This is a genomic window from Aeromonas sp. S13(2024) (genome assembly GCF_041402405.1).
GTDB lineage: Bacteria > Pseudomonadota > Gammaproteobacteria > Enterobacterales > Aeromonadaceae > Aeromonas > Aeromonas veronii.
This window is the reverse complement of the sequence record NZ_JBGLRA010000003.1, coordinates 152294-170413: the sequence shown is the minus strand read 5'-3', so window position 1 is coordinate 170413 and position 18120 is coordinate 152294. Positions and strand designations below refer to the sequence as shown.

21 protein-coding genes are annotated in these 18120 nt (G+C 61.8%); 17 read left to right on the top strand and 4 right to left on the bottom strand.

Annotated elements, in window-relative coordinates; all coding sequences use genetic code 11:
• Window positions 1–3 precede the first annotated feature (3 nt).
• The 12 genes from napG to ACB042_RS06460 all read left to right on the top strand — a co-directional run bounded on the left by napG (window position 4) and on the right by ACB042_RS06460 (window position 8238).
• On the top strand, window positions 4–741 hold the full coding sequence (gene napG, locus ACB042_RS06515) for a ferredoxin-type protein NapG (protein WP_058059905.1): 738 nt from the start codon (window positions 4–6) through the stop codon (window positions 739–741).
• Window positions 738–1613 carry a quinol dehydrogenase ferredoxin subunit NapH gene (gene napH / locus ACB042_RS06510; protein ID WP_371178082.1) on the top strand — a complete coding sequence of 292 codons (876 nt, stop codon included), beginning with the start codon at window positions 738–740 and terminating at the stop codon, window positions 1611–1613. Before napG ends, napH begins: the two co-directional genes overlap by 4 nt.
• Window positions 1613–2068, top strand: coding sequence for a nitrate reductase cytochrome c-type subunit (locus tag ACB042_RS06505; RefSeq protein ID WP_069526770.1), 456 nt, complete (start codon window positions 1613–1615; stop codon window positions 2066–2068). The genes napH and ACB042_RS06505 overlap by 1 nt, the downstream gene beginning before the upstream one ends.
• Window positions 2069–2079: 11 nt before the next feature.
• Window positions 2080–2670: a cytochrome c3 family protein gene (locus ACB042_RS06500; RefSeq protein WP_005353459.1), complete on the top strand. Its 591-nt coding sequence runs from the start codon at window positions 2080–2082 to the stop codon at window positions 2668–2670.
• A 242-nt stretch (window positions 2671–2912) separates the two neighbouring features.
• The gene (gene moaB, locus ACB042_RS06495; RefSeq protein WP_120415734.1) at window positions 2913–3419 is read left to right on the top strand and encodes a molybdenum cofactor biosynthesis protein B; all 507 of its coding nucleotides are present in this window, start codon (window positions 2913–2915) and stop codon (window positions 3417–3419) included.
• Between the two features lie 9 nt (window positions 3420–3428).
• Complete coding sequence (gene moaC, locus ACB042_RS06490; protein ID WP_371178081.1) at window positions 3429–3953, top strand: cyclic pyranopterin monophosphate synthase MoaC; 525 nt, start codon at window positions 3429–3431, stop codon at window positions 3951–3953.
• Entirely contained in the window at window positions 3950–4195 is a 246-nt protein-coding gene (gene moaD, locus ACB042_RS06485) for a molybdopterin synthase sulfur carrier subunit (RefSeq protein WP_005353453.1), read from the top strand. The genes moaC and moaD overlap by 4 nt, the downstream gene beginning before the upstream one ends.
• Window positions 4196–4197: 2 nt before the next feature.
• The gene (gene moaE, locus ACB042_RS06480; protein WP_371178080.1) at window positions 4198–4671 is read left to right on the top strand and encodes a molybdopterin synthase catalytic subunit MoaE; all 474 of its coding nucleotides are present in this window, start codon (window positions 4198–4200) and stop codon (window positions 4669–4671) included.
• 87 nt (window positions 4672–4758) lie between these two features.
• Window positions 4759–5487 (top strand): molybdate ABC transporter substrate-binding protein, encoded by a 729-nt coding sequence (modA, locus tag ACB042_RS06475; RefSeq protein WP_043821148.1) that lies wholly within the window; start codon window positions 4759–4761, stop codon window positions 5485–5487.
• Window positions 5488–5598: 111 nt separating this feature from the next.
• Window positions 5599–6279: a molybdate ABC transporter permease subunit gene (modB, locus tag ACB042_RS06470; protein WP_005334429.1), complete on the top strand. Its 681-nt coding sequence runs from the start codon at window positions 5599–5601 to the stop codon at window positions 6277–6279.
• Window positions 6276–7376 carry a molybdenum ABC transporter ATP-binding protein gene (gene modC / locus ACB042_RS06465; protein ID WP_371178079.1) on the top strand — a complete coding sequence of 367 codons (1101 nt, stop codon included), beginning with the start codon at window positions 6276–6278 and terminating at the stop codon, window positions 7374–7376. The genes modB and modC overlap by 4 nt, the downstream gene beginning before the upstream one ends.
• 85 nt (window positions 7377–7461) lie before the next feature.
• Entirely contained in the window at window positions 7462–8238 is a 777-nt protein-coding gene (locus ACB042_RS06460) for an alpha/beta fold hydrolase (RefSeq protein WP_371178078.1), read from the top strand.
• A 70-nt stretch (window positions 8239–8308) separates the two neighbouring features.
• Here the strand turns inward: ACB042_RS06460 and moeB are convergent, their stop codons facing one another.
• Window positions 8309–9064 (bottom strand): molybdopterin-synthase adenylyltransferase MoeB, encoded by a 756-nt coding sequence (gene moeB / locus ACB042_RS06455; protein WP_216961767.1) that lies wholly within the window; start codon window positions 9062–9064, stop codon window positions 8309–8311.
• Window positions 9061–10287: a molybdopterin molybdotransferase MoeA gene (moeA, locus tag ACB042_RS06450; protein ID WP_371178077.1), complete on the bottom strand. Its 1227-nt coding sequence runs from the start codon at window positions 10285–10287 to the stop codon at window positions 9061–9063. The genes moeB and moeA overlap by 4 nt, the downstream gene beginning before the upstream one ends.
• A gap of 308 nt (window positions 10288–10595) precedes the next feature.
• On the opposite strand from moeA, the gene folE reads away from it, so the two are divergent.
• Both folE and ACB042_RS06440 read left to right on the top strand, forming a co-directional pair.
• Complete coding sequence (gene folE / locus ACB042_RS06445) at window positions 10596–11252, top strand: GTP cyclohydrolase I FolE (RefSeq protein WP_115522773.1); 657 nt, start codon at window positions 10596–10598, stop codon at window positions 11250–11252.
• Window positions 11253–11663: 411 nt separating this feature from the next.
• On the top strand, window positions 11664–13319 hold the full coding sequence (locus ACB042_RS06440) for a methyl-accepting chemotaxis protein (RefSeq protein ID WP_371178076.1): 1656 nt from the start codon (window positions 11664–11666) through the stop codon (window positions 13317–13319).
• Window positions 13320–13443: 124 nt separating this feature from the next.
• Here ACB042_RS06440 and ACB042_RS06435 read toward each other — a convergent pair whose 3' ends face one another.
• Complete coding sequence (locus tag ACB042_RS06435) at window positions 13444–15174, bottom strand: formate--tetrahydrofolate ligase (protein WP_371178075.1); 1731 nt, start codon at window positions 15172–15174, stop codon at window positions 13444–13446.
• 67 nt (window positions 15175–15241) lie between these two features.
• Here ACB042_RS06435 and ACB042_RS06430 point away from each other — a divergent pair, with 67 nt between their 5' ends.
• Entirely contained in the window at window positions 15242–15670 is a 429-nt protein-coding gene (locus ACB042_RS06430; RefSeq protein ID WP_371178074.1) for a hypothetical protein, read from the top strand.
• A 58-nt stretch (window positions 15671–15728) separates the two neighbouring features.
• Here the strand turns inward: ACB042_RS06430 and ACB042_RS06425 are convergent, their stop codons facing one another.
• Complete coding sequence (locus ACB042_RS06425) at window positions 15729–16628, bottom strand: LysR family transcriptional regulator (RefSeq protein WP_371178073.1); 900 nt, start codon at window positions 16626–16628, stop codon at window positions 15729–15731.
• 109 nt (window positions 16629–16737) lie between these two features.
• Between ACB042_RS06425 and ACB042_RS06420 the strand changes: the two genes are divergently transcribed.
• Complete coding sequence (locus ACB042_RS06420) at window positions 16738–17298, top strand: YceI family protein (protein ID WP_279486809.1); 561 nt, start codon at window positions 16738–16740, stop codon at window positions 17296–17298.
• Window positions 17298–18035, top strand: coding sequence for a hypothetical protein (locus ACB042_RS06415; RefSeq protein ID WP_371178072.1), 738 nt, complete (start codon window positions 17298–17300; stop codon window positions 18033–18035). Before ACB042_RS06420 ends, ACB042_RS06415 begins: the two co-directional genes overlap by 1 nt.
• The last annotated feature ends 85 nt before the right edge of the window (window positions 18036–18120 follow it).

Genomic DNA, 18120 nt, shown 5'->3' with positions numbered 1-18120 from the left:
GAGATGAGTCGTAGTCGTCGCCAGTTTCTGGCCGACATGGCCAAGGGGGCCTGCGGTGTGGGCCTGCTTGGCGTGGGGCTCGGTGGCGTGGCCCGCCAGCAGGCACAAGCTGTGCCTGCCCAGGCGCTGCGTCCGCCCGCCGCTCTCGATGAAACAGAGTTCCTCAGCGCCTGCGTGCGTTGCGGGCTCTGCGTTGAGGCCTGCCCCTACGACACCCTCAAGCTCGCCCGGCTGTTTGACCCTGTGACCACTGGTACCCCTTATTTCAAGGCGCGTGCCGTGCCCTGCGAGATGTGTGATGACATCCCTTGTGTGGTGGCCTGTCCGAGCGGGGCGCTGGATCAGCAGATGACCGACATCGATCAGGCCCGGATGGGGGTAGCAGTGCTCATCGATCACGAGACCTGCCTCAACTATCTGGGTCTGCGCTGCGATGTCTGTTATCGGGTCTGCCCGCTGATTGACAAGGCGATCACTCTTGAGCTGCAGCATAACCAGCGTACCGGCAAACACGCCATGTTCCTGCCCACGGTTCACAGCGATGTCTGTACCGGCTGTGGCAAGTGCGAGCATGCCTGCGTGCTGGAGGAAGCGGCCATCAAGGTGGTGCCACGCCAGCTCGCCAAAGGTGAGCTGGGTCATCACTACCGGCTCGGCTGGGAAGAGAAGGCCAAGGCGGGGAACAAGTCGCTCATCGGCGACAGGCTCACCCTGCCCACCCGCAAACCGGAGGGGTTATGAGTCGTTATCTGGGGGAAGATGCTCGCATCAAGCTGGGGTGGTGGCGTTCCCACCGCTTCCTGTTGCTGCGTCGGCTGAGTCAGTTCAGCGTGCTCGGGCTGTTTTGGCTGGGGCCGTTGGCGGGTATCTGGATCCTCAAGGGCAACCTCTCCAGCTCGCTGTTGCTGGAGACGGTGCCGCTGACCGATCCCCTCACGCTGTTGCAGTCGCTGGCGGCGGGTCACTGGCCCATCACCACCCTCTGGCTGGGGGCTGCCATTGTGCTGGCCGGTTACTGGCTGGTCGGGGGGAGGGTGTTCTGCTCCTGGGTCTGTCCGGTCAACCTCATCACAGATGCCGCAGCCTGGCTCAGGGGGCGCCTTGGCCTCAAGGGCAACGGCCAGTTCAGCCGTGCGACCCGCTACTGGCTGCTGGCCATGGCGCTGGTGGTGCCAGCGGTGGTCGGGGTGATGGCGTGGGAGTTGGTCAATCCGGTGTCGCTCGCCATGCGCGGTCTGCTGTTTGGCATGGGGGCGGGCTGGGCCCTGCTGGTGGCGCTGTTCCTGTTCGATCTCTTCGTGGTTGAGCGGGGCTGGTGCGGTCATCTCTGTCCGGTGGGGGCCTTCTATGCCCTGGTTAACCGGGTCGGGTTTATCAAGATTTCTGCCAAGGGGCGCGAGCGGTGCAACAACTGCATGGATTGTTATGCGGTCTGCCCGGAGCGTCCCATCCTGCGCGGGCCTGTTCACGGTGCCAAGCGCGGTCACGGGCCCTTGATTGCGGCTCAGGAGTGTACCAACTGTGGCCGCTGCATCGATGTCTGCGCGGAACAAGTTTTTGAAATCACTGTAGGTTTTGCCGTCAAGGCAGAAAAAACGTCGGAGAACAAATAATGAAAAAGCTGATTGGAGCAATGCTGGCCTGCCTGATGGCGGGATCCTTGATGGCAGCGGTCCCCGAGATCACCAACAGTACCGGTGGCCTCAAGTCCGAGCGTGGCGCCACCGATCTGGTGACCGATGCCACCGCCGCACCCCTGAAAAACTTCCGCAAGGATGGCGCGCCCTACGATCGCCAGTACATGCATCAGCCGCCGCTGATCCCCCATGACATTCGCAACTATGAGGTGGACACCAAGGTCAACAAGTGCCTGGCTTGCCACAGCTTCAAGAATGCCAGCGCCATGAAGGCCCCCAAGATCAGTCCGACTCACTTCGAGACCCGCGACGGCCTGACCCTGGGTGAAGTGTCGCCGCGTCGCTACTTTTGCCTGCAGTGCCATGTACCGCAAGCGGATGCCAAGCCGCTGGTGGAAAATACCTTTAAACCGGTTGAAGCGCTGAACTGAGGAATCCATAGATGAAATTACCCGGCTTTATCCAGCGTCTGTGGACCACCTTCAAGTCACCATCGAAGGCGGCTCTCTGGGTCATCCTGCTGATGGGCTTCTTCGGTGGCGTGATTTTCTGGGGTGGTTTCAACACCGCCATGGAAGCATCCAACACCGAGGCCTTCTGCACCAGCTGTCACGAGATGAAGGACAACGTGTTTGAGGAGTACCGCGACACCATCCACTACGCCAACCGCTCCGGCGTGCGGGCCAGCTGCCCGGATTGCCACGTACCGCACGAGTGGACCTACAAGATCATCCGCAAGGTGCAGGCTTCCAAGGAGCTGTGGGGCATGATCACCGGCAAGGTGGATACCCGCGAGAAGTTCGAGTCGCACCGGCGCGAGATGGCGGAGCGGGAGTGGCAACGAATGAAAGAGACCGATTCGCGCGAGTGCCGCAACTGCCACAACTTCGAGTATATGGACTTCTCCCTGCAGGGGCAGCGTGCCGCCAAGATGCACTCTACCAATCTGGCCAGTGGTGAAAGTACCTGCATCGACTGTCACAAGGGGATTGCTCACCAGTTGCCCGACATGACCGGGGTGAAAGGGTTCTGATCCTGCGACGACAGGCCGGGTTTACCCGGCCTGCGTTTTGTTCATATATGGGACAAGCATCAGATTTGTGTGTCTTTTAAATCCCATATCTCGTGAAACCTTTGATAGAATCAGCCCGCCGTCACACGCTTGAGCAAGTTGGTCACCTCTGTCTGCGTCCGTTTTAGCGCCCTGACAGCTGGCCTCTCATACCCCTTCTCTTCCTGCCTCGTTGACGGCCCATAGCCACAAGGAGCTGCCCGATGGGACAGAAACACAACGCATTTATTCCCCTCAAGATCGCCGTGCTGACGGTCTCCGACAGCCGCACCGCCGCCGATGACAGCTCGGGCGACTATCTGGTCTCGGCCCTTACCGACGCGGGCCATCAGCTGGCCGATCGGGCGCTCTGCCCGGACAACCTGTTTCGCATCCGTGCGCGGGTGAGCGAGTGGATCGCCGATGAGGGGGTGCAGGTGGTACTGATTAACGGCGGTACCGGCTTCAATGAACAGAACCGGGTACCGGAAGCGGTCGGTGTGCTGTTCGAGCGCACCGTACAGGGTTTTGGCGAGATGTTCCGTCAGCTCTCTTTTGCCGAGATTAAAGGCTCCGCCATGCAGAGCCGTGCACTGGCGGGACTCGCCAATCGCACCCTGATCTGCTGCCTGCCCGGCTCCACCGGCGCCTGCCGGCTGGGTTGGGAGCAACTGATCCGCGATCAGCTCGATGCCCGCACCAAGCCGTGCAACTTTGTCTCCCACCTATGAGAGCAAACGATGAACCAGACCGATCCCAAGCAGACCCAGCCCAACCTGACGCATCTGAACCAGAGCGGCGAAGCCCATATGGTGGATGTGACCGACAAGCAGGTGACCGAACGTGAGGCTCGCGCCGAGGCGTTTGTTGCCATGGCCCCCGAGACGCTGGCGCTGATCCTGAGCGGCCAGCACCACAAGGGTGACGTGTTCGCCACCGCCCGCATCGCCGGCATCATGGCCGCCAAGAAGACCTCCGATCTTATCCCCCTCTGCCATCCGCTGGCCTTGACCAAAGTCGAGGTGGAGATAGTGCCGCTGGCCGAGCAGAATCGTGTGCATATTCGCACCCTCTGCAAGCTATCAGGCAAGACCGGGGTGGAGATGGAGGCGCTGACTGCGGTGTCGGTAGCGGCGCTGACCATCTATGACATGTGCAAGGCAGTGCAAAAAGACATGGTGATCGAGCAGGTGCGGCTGGTAGAGAAAAAGGGCGGCAAGTCCGGCCATTTCCAGCTGGGGTCAAATAGCGGGGAGCAAGCATGATCAAGGTACTGTTTTTTGCGCAAGTAAGAGAGCTGGTGGCCTGCGATGAGCTGAGCCTGCCGTGCGACTACGCCACTGCCGAACAACTGCGCGCGGCGCTCTGTGAACGCGGCGACAAGTGGGCGTTGGCTCTCGAGGCTGGCAAACTGCTGGTGGCGGTCAACCAGACCCTGGTGCCCCTCGACACGCCTATCAACGATGGCGATGAGGTGGCCTTCTTCCCACCGGTGACCGGAGGTTAAGGATGAGCGAGGCAATCATAACCGATCGCATTGTGGTGCAGCGGGAGGATTTCTCGCTGGCGGACGAATATGCCCGTCTCGCCACCCGCCCCGACAGTGGCGCCATCGTCACCTTCGTTGGCAAGGTTCGCGACTTCAATCAGGGGGAGGAGGTGAAGGGGTTGGCCCTCGAGCACTACCCCGGCATGACCGAGAAGGCGCTGGCCGATATCGTGCAGGAGGCCCGTCGCCGCTGGCCGCTGCAGGAGTGTACCCTCATTCATCGTATCGGCGAGTTGTGGCTTGGCGATCAGATCGTGCTGGTGGCGGTGAGTAGTGCCCACCGCGACGCCGCCTTTGACGCCTGTCACTTCATCATGGATTTCTTGAAAACCCGGGCGCCGTTCTGGAAAAAAGAGCTGACCGCCGAGGGTGTGCAACGCTGGGTCGAGGCCAAGGAGAGCGACAACGCCGCCGCTGCCCGCTGGCAAGCCTGACCTGTTCATCACGAGGGGCACAGGTTCAACGGGAACCACGGCCCCGCCAAGGGGCGCGGATGTGCGAGCCCCATCAGGAGAAAGGGAATGAAACCGCTGTTATCTGTTGTCATCGCAGGCGTCTGCGCCGCCACTTTGCATACCGGTGCCGTGCAGGCCGATGAAGTGAAGGTGGCCGTGGCGGCCAACTTCAAGGGCACCATAGAGCGTATTGGCAAGGAGTTTACCGCCAAGACCGGCCACACCCTGGCCATCTCATCTGCCGCCACCGGAGTGCTCTACACCCAGATCAGTCACGGCGCACCGTTCGACCTCTTCCTCTCCGCCGATGCGGCGACCCCCGAGAAGCTGGAAAAAGAGGGCAAGGGGAGCGATCGCTTCACCTACGCCATCGGCCAGCTGGGGCTGTGGAAGAAGGGGGGGCCGGCCCCTGACGAGGCGACCCTGCGCAGTTGGAAAGGCAACCTCGCCATCGCCAATGCCCGCACTGCTCCCTATGGTGCTGCCGCCATGGCGACCCTCACCCATCTCAAAATCGATCCCAAGCAGTACCGGTTGCTGACCGGCGCCAACATCGGCCAGACCTGGCAATTTGTCGACACCGGCAATGCCGAGCTGGGCTTTGTCGCTTGGGCCAATCTGGTGGAAGCGGGCAAGACTGGTGAAGCCTGGGCAGTGCCTGCGAGCTTCTATCCCCCCATCGAGCAGCAGGGGCTGGTATTGAAAAAAGGCGCCGCGGTCGAGGCGCTGGTGGCCTGGCTCAAGGGGCCGGGTCAGGCGCAGATCAAGGCTGCGGGTTACGCCTTGCCCCAATAAGGGGATGGGCCTGATGCGATACCCTGAGTGGTCTGCCTTCGGGTCGGCCACTCTTTGCAATGAGGATAGAGACCATGCCGTTGGGGGCATTTATCAACCGGGAGGTCGGCAATGAGTGAAGGGGATCTGCTGGCGGTCTGGCTCACCCTGAAGCTTGCGGCCTGCACCACAGCGATTTTGCTGTTGCTGGCACCGCCGCTGGCCTGGTGGCTGTCGCGCAGTCAGAACCGGCTGCGGCCGCTGGTTGAGGCGCTGGTGGCGCTGCCGCTGGTGCTGCCGCCAACGGTGCTCGGTTTCTATCTGCTGCTGGCCTTCTCCCCCGAATATGGTTTCGGCGCCTGGTGGCGCGACACCTTTGGCGCCCCGCTCGCCTTCAGCTTTCTCGGCCTGCTGTTTGCCTCCATCCTCTATTCGCTGCCGTTCGTGGTGCAGCCGCTCACCTCCGCCTTCGTCAACATGGGCAACAAGGAGCTGGAAGCTGCTGCGACCCTGGGGCTCGGCCCGCTGGAGCGCTTCTTCCACATCATCTTGCCGATGACCCTGCCCAGCTTCGTGATGGCGGCAGCGCTGGGCTTTGCCCACACCCTGGGGGAGTTTGGCGTGGTGCTGATGATTGGCGGCAATATCCCCGGCGAGACCCAAGTGCTCTCCATCGCCCTGTTTGATCATGTGGAGGCGATGGATTACCGACAAGCCCACTATCTGGCGGGTGGCCTGATGGCCTTCTCGCTGGTGATGCTGGTGCTGGTCTACGGGGTGCTGCAGCGCCGACAGCGGAGAGTGTTTGGATGAACCAGCCCGCCACTATGCCGCCTGTGAACGTGCCGCACCGCCATGCCCTGAACCTCCATGTCCGGCGCGAGTTTGGCTCCTTTACCCTCGATTGCGCTCTGACCCTCGAGCTGGGGGGGATCCTCGGCCTGTTCGGCCCCTCCGGCTGCGGCAAGAGCACACTGCTGCGCATCATCGCTGGGCTCGATCGCCAAAACGGGGATCGCTTGCGGTGGCGCGATCGGGAGTATGCTCAACTGCTGCCCGAAGCGCGCCGGATCGGGCTGGTGTTTCAGGACGCGCGGCTCTTCCTCCATCTGACGGTGCTCGGCAATCTGCAACTGGCGGCCCGCAAGGGGCGAGGGCGCTGGCAGCCCGAAGCGCTGGCGGCTCGGCTCGGTTTTGCCGATCTGCTGGGACAGCCTGCCCATGCCCTCTCTGGCGGTCAACGCCAGCGGGTAGCGCTGGGGCGGGCGCTGCTGGCCGAGCCTGATCTGCTGCTGCTCGATGAGCCTTTCTCGGCGCTCGATCGGCGCAGCCGCATCCATCAGGCCCATGTGCTCAAGGGGTTGCAGCAGGAGAGCGGCATCCCGATGATCTTCGTCAGCCACGCCATGGAGGAGGTGAGTTTGCTCTGCGATCAGCTGGTGCTGCTGGAAAGTGGCAGGGTGGAGGCGCAAGGCAGGCCGAGCGAGATTTTCGCCCGTACCGACCTGTCACTCGCCAGTCGCGACGATGCCGGGGTGATGCTGGATGCGACCTTGGCCCACTACGATGACGACGAACAGATGGCGACCCTACAGCTTGGTGAGCAGCAGTTGCGGGTCACCATGAACCATGTGCCGGACGAGAGTGGCCCCTTGCAGATCAAGGTGGCCGGGCGCGATGTGGTGATTGCCACAGCCCCCATCGAGCACTCCAGTCTCTCCAACTGTCTCGTCACCCGTCTGCTGGCGGTGCGCGAGGTGCGCCCCGGCCAGACCCTGTTGCAGTTGGCGCTGGGTCAGCAGATACTGCTGGCCCGGATCACCAGCCGCTCAGCCAGGCGGCTGGCGCTGGCGCCGGATCAGCAGATCTACGCTTATATCAAGGCGGTGAGTCTGGTCAGCGAAGGCTGATTGGGCGCCGTGCCGTGGCAGGATAACCACGGGTGACATAACAACAAGAGATGGTTCAGGTGATGAGTCGAGAGGCAATACACTGATGCGCCGCAATCAGGTGATGAAATTCAACGGTCTTGCCCTGCGCAGTGCGGGGGAGGGCCCCTTGCTGTTGCTGCTGCATGGGCTGGGCTCCTCCAGCCTCGACTGGCAGGCGCAGATCGAACGGTTTTCCGAGCACTACCGGGTGGTGGCGCTGGACTTGCGCGGCCACGGCCAGAGCATGCAGGAGGGGCCGTTCGATGTGGCGACCCTGGCAGACGATGTGGTGAACTGGCTCGATGCACAGCCAGAACCCGCCTGGGTGGTGGGATTGTCGCTGGGGGCCATGGTCGCGCTGGAGCTGGCGCTGCAACTGCCCCACAAGGTGCAGGGACTGGTGCTGGTCAACGGTTTTAGCGAGTTTCTGCTGGAGACCCCCAAAGAGCAGGAGCGTTACGCCCAGCGCCTCAAATGGCTGCGCTGGTTTGGCATGCGCCCGCTCGCCTGGTGGCTGGGACGCGAGCTCTTCCCGGGCCCGGATCTGGCGCAGGTGCGCCATACCTTCCGGCTGCGTTTCGTGCGCAATAAAAAGAAAACCTACAAGGCGCTGCTGGAGGCGCTACCGGGCTGGTCGGTACGTGCCCGGCTCGGCGCCATCTGGCAGCCGGTGGCCATCATCTCCACCAGTCACGACTACCTGCCGCTGGCCAAACGGGTAGAGCAGTTTGCCGCCCTGCCCAACGCCACCATCCACACCCCCAACGGTCACCACGCCTGGCCCGCGGAAGATCCCTCGGGCTTTAATCACCTGTTGCAACGGATCCTCACGACCCATTGAGGAAGGGGTTGTTAGGTGCAGGTACCAAAAAGCCGAACCACAGGGTTCGGCTTTTTTGATCCCGTTTGCGTCAAGGATGGGAGCAGACGGGGCAGTCGGGGCGCTTGGGCAGCTTCATCTCGCGGAAAGTGCCGCTTAGGCTGTCGATCATCAGCAGGCGGCCGCTGTAGCTTTTGCCCATGCCTGCCAAGAGTTTGATAGCTTCCAGTGCTTGCAGGCTGCCCACCAGCCCCACCACGGGAGCGAGCACTCCCGCCTCGACACAGGTGAGGGCCTGCTCGCCAAACAGGGCGCTGAGGCAGGCGTAGCAGGGCTCATCTTCCTGCCAGGTGAAGCTGCACAGCTGTCCCTCCAGCCGGATGGCGGCGCCGCTGACCAGTGGCACGCCATGCTGGCGTGCCTTTTGGTTGAGCAGGTTGCGAATGGCCAGGTTGTCAGTGCAATCCAATACCAGCTGGTGTTGGGGCAACAGGGTATCGAGCAGCGCCTCATCGGCCACGGCAGCGTGGGTCTCGACGTTGAGCCAGGGATTGAGGGCTCGCAGCGACTGGGCGGCAGAGTCCACCTTGTAGTGGCCAATGCGCTCATCGTTGTGCAACACCTGACGCTGCAGATTGGATAGCTCCACCTTGTCGAAATCGACCAGGGTGAGCTGGCCAACTCCGGCTACCGCCAGATACTGGCTGGCGGCGCAACCAAGGCCACCGGCACCGATCACCAGCACACGGGCCTGTTTGAGCGCCTCCTGCCCCTCGAAGTCGAAGGATTTGAGGATGATCTGGCGGTTGTAACGCAGCAGTTCGGCGTCGCTCAGGATCTCGCTCACAGCAGCAATCCCCCGAAGGGTTCGACGGTGACCGTCTCGCCCGCGGCGACGCGGCCCCGTTCCCGTTCAAGAACGATGTAGCAGTTGGCTCGCGACAGGGAGCTGAACACGGCGGAGTCCTGCGAGCCAGTGCTGCGCACCTCGAGGCCGTTTGGCCCTTGGCTCATGATGCCGCGCTGGAAGTCGAGTCGGCCCGGGCTCTTTTTGAGTGGCTCGGCCGCAATGGCTTGCAGCTGGAGCGGCCGCTCGAAGTGCTGGCCCGCCAGCTTGGCCAGCGCCGGTTGCACCAGCTGATCGAAGGTGACCATGGCGGAGACGGGGTTGCCCGGCAGGCCGAAGAACCAGGCGTGGGGCAGGCGGCCGAAGGCAAATGGCTTGCCCGGCTTGATGGCCAGCTTCCAGAAGCCAATCTCGCCGAGCTCGTCCAGCAGTTGTTTGGTGAAATCCGCTTCCCCTACCGAGACACCGCCGGTGGTGATGAGTACATCGGCCTCTTCATCGGCGCGGATAAAGGTGGCGCGCAGCTGGGCCGGATCGTCCGGGATGATGCCAAGGTCGAGGCAGTCGCAGCCCATGCGCGCCAGCATGGCCCGCACGCCATAGCGGTTGGAGTCATAGATATCGCCGTGGGCGAGCGGGGTACCGACCGGTTTGAGCTCATCGCCGGTGCTGAAGATGGCCACTTTCAGCGGTCGGCGTACCGGCACGGTCGCGATGCCGAGGGAGGCCAGCAGTGGCATTTCGCGCGGGGTGAGGCGAGTACCGGCTGGCAGCACGCAGGCGCCCTTGCCGATATCGCTGCCGGCGCGGCGGATATTCTGGCCCGGTTCGGGTTGTGCCAGAAAAGTGATCCGATCGCCGTCGGCCTGCGTTTCTTCCTGCATCACCACCGCATCGGTGTCTGCGGGAACCGGGGCGCCGGTCATGATCCGCACGCAGTGGCCGGCGGGCCACTCGCCCTGATAGGGCTGACCGGCAAACGCCTTGCCCGCCATGATGAGCGGGGTGCCGCTGGCGAGATCCGAAAGGCGCACGGCGTAACCGTCCATAGCGGAGTTGTCGAAGGGGGGCACGGCGAGGGGAGAGGCGATGTCGCTGGCAAGAACCCGGCCAAGGGCCTCTGGCAGGGGCAGTTGCTCGCTGTCGCAGCAGCAGGCGAGTTGTTCCAGCATCCCTTGCAGGGCATCGCTTAAGGGGAGTAGTCCGCTGGTATCAAATCCCATCGTCATGACCTCTTTCTATGATTGAAGGCGGGATTATCACAAAAATCCCCGGGGATGGGCAGGTTATCTCAAGGATTCTCGGGGTAATCGGCGCTGAAACGGGGTGAGATGGCTATAAAGTATGAGGTGACGCACAAGTTGACTTGAATCTTGGCGGCAATGGCCGTTTACTATGCCGCCATAACAGATGGCCGTCACATCCCGTGTGGCGACCATTACAGCGATACCGTCGGCCCTGTACGCCGCCATAACATAAGGGGTTGCTCCTTGAGCTGCCCTCACAGTCCCTGAGCGTGGGAGAGAAGATAATGACAACCTTAAGTCCGGAAGCCTTGCTGGTCAGGGCTGCCCTCGAAGCCCAGGGACTGGAAACCCCCCTGGTCACCAACGAGCTGAACAGCCAGCAGAAGCGGGAGAAGATCGAAGGCCATATGCGCTCCATCATGGAGACGCTGGGGCTGGATCTGACCGATGACAGTCTGGCCGAGACGCCGCACCGCATCGCCAAGATGTACGTCAACGAGATTTTCTCAGGCCTCGACTATTCCACCTTCCCCAAGGTGACGGTGATCGAGAACAAGATGCAGGTGGACGAGATGATCATGGTGCGGGATATCAGCCTCACCAGCACCTGCGAACACCACTTCGTCACCATCGACGGGCTGGCCCATGTGGCCTATATCCCTCGTGGCAAGGTAATTGGCCTGTCGAAGATCAACCGTATCGTGCAATTCTTCGCTCGCCGTCCCCAGGTGCAGGAGCGGCTGACCCAGCAGATCCTGCTGGCGCTGCAGACCCTGCTCGGTACCAAGGACGTGGCTATCAGCATCAAGGCGACCCACTACTGCGTCAAGGCGCGGGGGGTGATGGACTCCACCTCCTACACCACCACCACCTCCCTCGGCGGGGTGTTCAAGACCCAGCCCGATACCCGGGCCGAATTCCTCGGTGGCCTGCGCGGATAAGATGGCGGTTGTTTTGTAACCGCCATGCTGAATAAACGAGACGCCAGCTGCCATTGCTGGCGTTTTTCATTGGTTCAGGATGAGAGTGGCGGTCTGCCACTGCTTGGCCCGCATGGCTTGCCCTATGCAAACGTTATGCATTTTTTCGATTTATTCATCTGAGCGATATATTTAATCGAACACGAAAAAAACCTCGCTTTCACCTTACAAAAAGTAACCGGACAGACTCTTTCCGAACCGCCACGATCCGGTTACTCTAGCGCCCCCTCACGGCTCTCGCTGCCCCTCATGGAATTCAGAGATATTCATCAAGGTTGGATGGTGCGCCACTGAACAGGTGGCCAGATAGTTCATGCCAGGAGGGCGTGAACCGGACGAGTGCTACGAATTTAACGACCACCAGGATATCCCATGAATACCAGTTCCATGACCATAGGTAAAAAACTCACCGCCGGCTTTGCCGTGCTCGGTTTGATGGTCGCCTTTATCGGCGGTTTTGCCCTTGTCCAGTTTGGCAACATGAATGATGTTGCCATCCGGTTTACCGACAGCATCTTGCCAGCGGTCAATCGCACCAGCGCGATCGGGGATTCTCTCGGTGAGTTGCGTCGTTATGAGCTGGGTTATTTCGTGGTGGCCGCCGAGCCGCTGAAAAGGGCTGAATATCGGAATATTGCCAGTCAGCAGCTTAACGCGATCGCGCAGCAGCTGATTGCCCATGACAAGACGATCTGGCCTGAGGATGTGGCGGAGCGCCGTACCTTCGATGCGGTGAAATCTGACTGGGATCGTTACGTCGCCCTGCACCAGCGAGTCCAACAACTGCAAGACAGCGATCAACTTGCCGAAGCCCAACGGATCTTCCTTGAGGAGGGGATTCCCCTTTATACCGCGCTGAGCAAGTCAGTGGCCTCCCTTATCCAGATTAACCATGGTTATGCGTCTGAATCCCGCAGCGATATTGTCGACTCTTATCAATCCGCCAATCTGAGTGTCACCATCGCGCTGGTGCTCGGTCTGATCCTTGTGGTGGTGCTCTCCGTGGTACTGACCCGCCAGATCCGCGACCCGCTGATCATGCTGGCCCGTCAGGCCCAGCGTATTGCCAATGGCGATCTGGGTCAGGGCGAACTGCAGCAGTGGATCCGTGACAGCCGCTTCAACCGTGATGAACTGGGTCAGCTGGGCTCCGCCATCAACCGGATGCAGGGCTCCCTCTCCGATCTGGTGAGCGAGATCGCCGGTTCCGTGAGCCAACTCAGCAGCGCAGTGGAGGAGGTGAGCGCCATCTCCAGCCAGTCTGCCAGCGGCATGGCCATCCAGCAGAACGAAGTCTCCCAGGTGGCGACCGCCATGAACGAGATGCAGTCCACCGTCAACGAAGTGGCCCGCAACACCACGGATGCCATGAGCGCCGCCAAGGATGCCTCCCGCACCTCTGCTGCTGGCAGCGAAGTGGTTCGCAGCTCCATCGCCAGCATCGAAGAGGTGTCGGTCAAGATTGAACAGGCGGGCACAGTGGTGCAGCAGCTGGAGGCCGATAGCGCCAACATCAGCGTGGTGCTGGATGTGATCCGCGATATCGCCGGTCAGACCAACCTGCTGGCCCTTAACGCAGCCATCGAAGCTGCCCGTGCCGGTGAGCAGGGTCGTGGTTTTGCGGTCGTTGCGGATGAAGTGCGCTCCCTGGCCCAGCGTACCCAGGACTCCACCGCCGAGATCAGCAAGATGATCGAGCTCTTGCAGAGCCGCGCCGCCGAGGCGGGCAACGCCATGCAGCTGAGTCGTCACCAGATGCAGGAGAGTGTCGGTCTGGCACGGGATGCCGGTACCAGTATCGAGACCATCAATGGTGCCGTGGTGCGCATCACTGACATGAACACCCTGATCGCCACCGCCACCGAAGAGCAGAACGCGGTGACCGAAGAGCTCAACCGCAGCATCGTCAACATTCACAATGCCGCTGACGAGAATGCCCAGGGCGCTCATCAGATCGCCCAGGCTTGCGTCGAGCTGAGCAAGCTGGCCAACACCCTGCACCATATGACCCAGCGCTTTACCCTCTAAGAGCGTTTGGCAGATAGCAAAAGGCCCCGTCCAGTGACGGGGCCTTGTTGTTTCTGGCAGTTTTTTATTGCAGTGCTGATTAGCGCAGCCTAATCAGCCGGAACCAAACCCTTTATCTGACCATTCAGCTCAGGCCGACTATCTCGCCGTTCTCATCGATATCGATATGGCGATAGGCAGGCAGACTGCCCAGCCCCGGCATGGTCATGATGGGGCCCGCCAACGCATAGACGAAGCCGGCACCGGCGCAGAGCTTCACCTCGTCGATGGGCACCTCGAAATCGGTCGGCACGCCTTTGAGGGCCGGGTCGTGGCTGATGGAGAGCGGCGTCTTGGCCACGCAGATGGGCAAGTGATCCCACCCTTCGGCGGAGAGCTGGGCCAGCTGCTGGCGCGCTCTGTCGGAGAGCTGCACTCCGCGACCGCCGTAGCCGCACTCCACCAGGGTTGCCAGCTTGGCATCGAGGCTCGCCTCGTCGGGGTAGAGCAGTTTCACCTTGCCGGGTTGCTCGCAGGCGGCGACCACGGCGCGGGCCAGCTCTCTGGCACCGGCACCACCCTGAGTGAAGGCGTTGGAGATGGCCGCACCACAGGCACCGGCTTGCTGCGCTTCATGGGCCAGCAGCGCCAGTTCGGCCTCGCTGTCGGTGGGGAAGCGGTTGATGGCGACCACCACTGGCACCCCGTAGCGGCGGGCGTTCCGGATATGCCAGGCGAGGTTGGCGCAGCCCTGCTTGAGGGTCGGCAGATCTTCCCCCTGCAGGCTGGCTGGTAGCGGCTGGCCCGGGCGGATATCCAGCAGACCGCTGTTGGCCTTGAGACCGCGCACCGTGGCCACCAGCACCACGCAGGCGGGGGTAATACCGGATTGGCGGCTCTTGATGTTGAAGAATTTCTCCAGCCCCATGTCGGAGCCAAAACCCGCCTCGGTCACCACATAGTCGGTCAGGCCAAGGGCGATACGATCGGCGATCACCGAGGAGTTGCCGTGGGCAATATTGGCAAAGGGGCCGGCGTGCACCAGCACCGGCGTCTGCTCTGTGGTCTGCATCAGGGTTGGCTGTAGCGCGTCCTTGAGTAGCACCGTCATAGCGCCCGCTACTTCCAACTGTTCGGCGGTAATGGGTTTGCCGTGAATATCGCGGGCCAGCTGGATGCGGCCGATGCGCTGGCGCAGGTCTTTCAGATCGCTCGCCAGCGCCAGAATGGCCATCAGCTCGGAGGCGGCGGTGATGACGAAGCGATCGCTGCGCTCTACACCATCGGCTGCGCCGCCCTGACCTATGGTGAGGTGGCGCAGGGCGCGGTCATTCATGTCGAGGGTGCGCGGCCAGAGGATGTTATCGGCATCGATATCGAGCCGTGGCAGGCCGGTTTTGGCGGTGAACTGGTCGCCGAGTTTGCGCTCATGGAACAGGCGGGCATCGAGGGCTGCAGCCGCCAGATTGTGGGCCGCCGTCAGGGCGTGAAAATCGCCGGTGAGGTGGAGGTTCATCTCCTCCATCGGCACCACCTGGGCGTGGCCGCCACCAGCGGCCCCTCCCTTGACCCCGAATACCGGGCCGAGGCTCGGCTGGCGGATAGTGGCGATGCTGGGCTGGCCGATATGGTTGAGCCCCATGGAGAGGCCAAGGGTGGTCACCGTTTTCCCTTCACCGAGCGGGGTCGGGGTGATAGCGCTCACCAGTACCAGCTTGCCGCGCTGTTTGGGCTGAGACGTGAGCAGGTCGAGGCTGAGCTTGCCTTTGTAGTGGCCATGAGGGCTGAGCAGGTGCTGGGGGATGGCGAGGCGTTCGGCCAGCGCGTGGATTGAGAGACGGGGGGACTGGCGGGAGATCTCGATATCGCTTAGCATCAGCACCTCGTTGGCATATCGGGGTAAAATATGCGGCGCAGTCTAGTGGAATATAACGGGTAATCCAATGACGAAAACGATTTTATTTGGTGAGGGTGAGGTTCGTCAGAATCCTGTTCTGCTGGATCTCAACGCACTCTATCATCCCCCCAAGCAGCCGATGACGGCGCTGGGGATTGTCAGCTCGCTGGTGCCGTTGTTCGGTTTCGGCTGGCAGGCGATGACCCAGGACCCCGAAACCCAGCTGCGCCACGAGATCCGCAAACGGGTCAACAAACACAAGACAGACGAGGCAAACCTCATTTTGATCCTGCAGCTGGCCGCCATGTTTGACTGCCCCGAGATTGAAGTGGCGCTCCCCTATGCCCTCAGTGAGCAGCAGTTGTCGGCGATACGCACCCGTTTGCCACGCTGGCAGTTAAGCCTCGAGCAGGAGCGTCTGCTAGCCAAGCTCACCCCTGTTGCCGCATCCACCACCGCATCCGGCCAGCGTTAGGTTTCAAGCCGGACCAGCAGGCCGGACAGTCAGGCCGTATCTTCTGCTCTGGCAATCATCACGGCTTATCCCACTGTTGCGGGGCGAGATAGCGCTCCTGCACGAACTCGATAAAGCAGCGCACCTTGGCCGAGACGAAGCGGCGGTGCGGATAGACCGCATAAAGTCCCACATCTCCCTTGTCCCACTCTGGCAGCAGGCTGACCAGCTGCCCTGACCGCAGCGCCTCCCCCACGATAAAGGTGGGCTGCAATATGATGCCCTGATCATCACAAGCGGCGCGGGTCAGCGCCACCCCGTTGTTGGCCCGCAGCGGCCCCTGTGGCCGGATGCTCTGCTGCTCGCTTCCCCGTTTGAAGTGCCACTCCGGCTGGGTCAGGGTGTAGATCAGACAGTCGTGCAGCTTGAGATCCTCGGGTTTTTCCGGTCTGCCCTTGCGTGCCAGATAGGCGGGGCTGGCGCAAAGCTCGACCCGAATGGTGGCAAGCTGGCGCGCCACCAGCGAGGAGTCGCTGAGGTGGCCGATCCGCAGCGCCAGATCGAACCCCTCTTCCACTAGCGCGACCCGCCGGTCGCTGTACTCGATATCGAGCTTGAGATCGGGAAAGCGCTGGCGAAACAGCGGCAGGGCGGGGGAGAGGTGCAGATAGCCAAAGTCCATCGGCACCGAGAGCTTGAGGGTGCCGTTCGGCTGCTGGTTGTGGTGGGTCAGCTGGCTGTGGGTCTCTTCCAGCTCCGCCAGCAGGGCGAGGGAGCGCTGGTAGTAGAACTGGCCCGCTTCGGTGGGATTGACCTGACGGGTGGTGCGCGACAGCAGCCGGGTGGCGAGGGACTCCTCCAGCTGCTGCATCAGTTTGGAGGCCATGGCGACCGAGATGCCGAGCTGGTTGGCGGCCTTGGTAAAGCTCTGGCACTCCACCACCTTGATAAAGGTGCGCATGGCGGCGATCTGATCCATTTTCCATCCTCAGTAAATAATGAATTTAATAAATCACTGATTATTCATCTTCAGAACGAGGTTAGCATTTTAACCACTGATGTGAACCCCAAGATGAAGGAACGAACGGATGAAAATGACCAAGGCTCTGCTGGCCTCCTGCCTGTTTATGGCTACCCCCCTGATGGCTGCGGATTACGACGTGGATGCGGCGCACACCACAGTGCAGTTCAAGGTGGGTCACCTGGGCTTCTCCGAGCTGGTGGGTCGCTTCAACACCTTCAGCGGTACCTTCAGCATGGATGACGCCAACCCGGCGGCCGCCAAGGCGAGCTTTGAAGTGGATGCCGCCAGCGTCGACTCCAATCACGAGGCCCGCGACAAGCACCTGCGCAGCCCTGACTTCCTCGACGTGAAGCAGTATCCCAAGATGACCTTCGTCAGCTCCGCTTACGAGGGCACCAAGGATAAAGGCGTACTGAAAGGGACCCTGACCTTGCACGGTGTCTCCAAGGAAGTGGCCTTCGATCTGGTCAAAATTGGCGAAGGCAAGGATCCCTGGGGCGGCTACCGCAGCGGTTTCAACGCCTCCGCCACCATCAAGCGCAGTGACTTTGGCGTGAGCTACATGCTGCCCGGCATCCCGGACGAGATGAACATCAACCTGTTTGTCGAAGGCGTGCGCAAGTAATGGGCGCGGAACTTCTGCTGCAAACCCTGGCGGCTCCTCTGGGAGCCGCTTTGCTATCGTGGCGCTGGCCGCGACTGGGTTATCTGTGGGGCGCGCTGGCGCTCTGGCTGGTGGGCTCATTGCTCGGCGGTCTCTATGGTATTCCGGCCAAGGCGTGGCAGTGGCTGCCGCTGACCCTGCTGGTGCCCGCCATTGCGGCTCAGGTGAACGATCAGCGCGGTTCGCTGCTGCTCTTTGCGGTGTTCAGTGCGCTGGTGTGGTGGCAGGGATTGGCCTCGGTACTGGCGAGCGAACCCGGGATCTGGCTGGCGCTACTGCCCGCCATCCTCTGGTTTGGCTGGAGCACCTTGCGCGGTGACAGCCGCGAGGGGCTCGGGTTTGCCCTCGGCTTTATCTGGTTGGCGCTGGTGATCGGCATCGATGGCAGCCTGCTGATTGCCCAGCTGGCTGGTGCGCTGGCCGCTTTCGCCGGTTTTCGCGCCCTGCTTGCCACCTTTGTTGGCATCAAGGTAGCCCCAGCCGGTCTGGCGCTGGCCCTCGCCTTCGTCCAGATGCTGGCCTGGCAATATGTGGAGGTGCCGCTGGTGGTGTTGCTGCCGGTCTGGTTGCTGCCGCTGCTGGAGTGGGCGTTACGTGACACACCCTGGCCAGTGCGTTGGGGTGGGCTGATCCTGCTCGCTGCCGCGGGAACCGGGCTCAGCCTATGGTGGGTGTGGCCTGCTGCTTCTTTGTACTGATTTTTGCATGAAAAACAGGCAATTACAGTCATTTTTGCATACTCGCTCATACTCTTGGCAGATAATGATTGAGCCCCATATGTGT

What these genes read in the sequence shown, in the direction of transcription:
- modB (WP_005334429.1), top strand. Translation starts at nt 5,599, where the DNA reads ATGAGTGAAGGGGATCTGCTGGCGGTCTGGCTCACCCTGAAGCTTGCG.
- ACB042_RS06435 (WP_371178075.1), bottom strand. Translation starts at nt 15,174, where the DNA reads ATGCTAAGCGATATCGAGATCTCCCGCCAGTCCCCCCGTCTCTCAATC.
- ACB042_RS06505 (WP_069526770.1), top strand. Translation starts at nt 1,613, where the DNA reads ATGAAAAAGCTGATTGGAGCAATGCTGGCCTGCCTGATGGCGGGATCC.
- folE (WP_115522773.1), top strand. Translation starts at nt 10,596, where the DNA reads ATGACAACCTTAAGTCCGGAAGCCTTGCTGGTCAGGGCTGCCCTCGAA.
- ACB042_RS06430 (WP_371178074.1), top strand. Translation starts at nt 15,242, where the DNA reads ATGACGAAAACGATTTTATTTGGTGAGGGTGAGGTTCGTCAGAATCCT.
- moaD (WP_005353453.1), top strand. Translation starts at nt 3,950, where the DNA reads ATGATCAAGGTACTGTTTTTTGCGCAAGTAAGAGAGCTGGTGGCCTGC.
- moeA (WP_371178077.1), bottom strand. Translation starts at nt 10,287, where the DNA reads ATGGGATTTGATACCAGCGGACTACTCCCCTTAAGCGATGCCCTGCAA.
- modC (WP_371178079.1), top strand. Translation starts at nt 6,276, where the DNA reads ATGAACCAGCCCGCCACTATGCCGCCTGTGAACGTGCCGCACCGCCAT.
- ACB042_RS06420 (WP_279486809.1), top strand. Translation starts at nt 16,738, where the DNA reads ATGAAAATGACCAAGGCTCTGCTGGCCTCCTGCCTGTTTATGGCTACC.
- napG (WP_058059905.1), top strand. Translation starts at nt 4, where the DNA reads ATGAGTCGTAGTCGTCGCCAGTTTCTGGCCGACATGGCCAAGGGGGCC.
- ACB042_RS06415 (WP_371178072.1), top strand. Translation starts at nt 17,298, where the DNA reads ATGGGCGCGGAACTTCTGCTGCAAACCCTGGCGGCTCCTCTGGGAGCC.
- ACB042_RS06425 (WP_371178073.1), bottom strand. Translation starts at nt 16,628, where the DNA reads ATGGATCAGATCGCCGCCATGCGCACCTTTATCAAGGTGGTGGAGTGC.
- modA (WP_043821148.1), top strand. Translation starts at nt 4,759, where the DNA reads ATGAAACCGCTGTTATCTGTTGTCATCGCAGGCGTCTGCGCCGCCACT.
- ACB042_RS06440 (WP_371178076.1), top strand. Translation starts at nt 11,664, where the DNA reads ATGAATACCAGTTCCATGACCATAGGTAAAAAACTCACCGCCGGCTTT.
- moaC (WP_371178081.1), top strand. Translation starts at nt 3,429, where the DNA reads ATGAACCAGACCGATCCCAAGCAGACCCAGCCCAACCTGACGCATCTG.
- moaB (WP_120415734.1), top strand. Translation starts at nt 2,913, where the DNA reads ATGGGACAGAAACACAACGCATTTATTCCCCTCAAGATCGCCGTGCTG.
- ACB042_RS06500 (WP_005353459.1), top strand. Translation starts at nt 2,080, where the DNA reads ATGAAATTACCCGGCTTTATCCAGCGTCTGTGGACCACCTTCAAGTCA.
- napH (WP_371178082.1), top strand. Translation starts at nt 738, where the DNA reads ATGAGTCGTTATCTGGGGGAAGATGCTCGCATCAAGCTGGGGTGGTGG.
- ACB042_RS06460 (WP_371178078.1), top strand. Translation starts at nt 7,462, where the DNA reads ATGCGCCGCAATCAGGTGATGAAATTCAACGGTCTTGCCCTGCGCAGT.
- moaE (WP_371178080.1), top strand. Translation starts at nt 4,198, where the DNA reads ATGAGCGAGGCAATCATAACCGATCGCATTGTGGTGCAGCGGGAGGAT.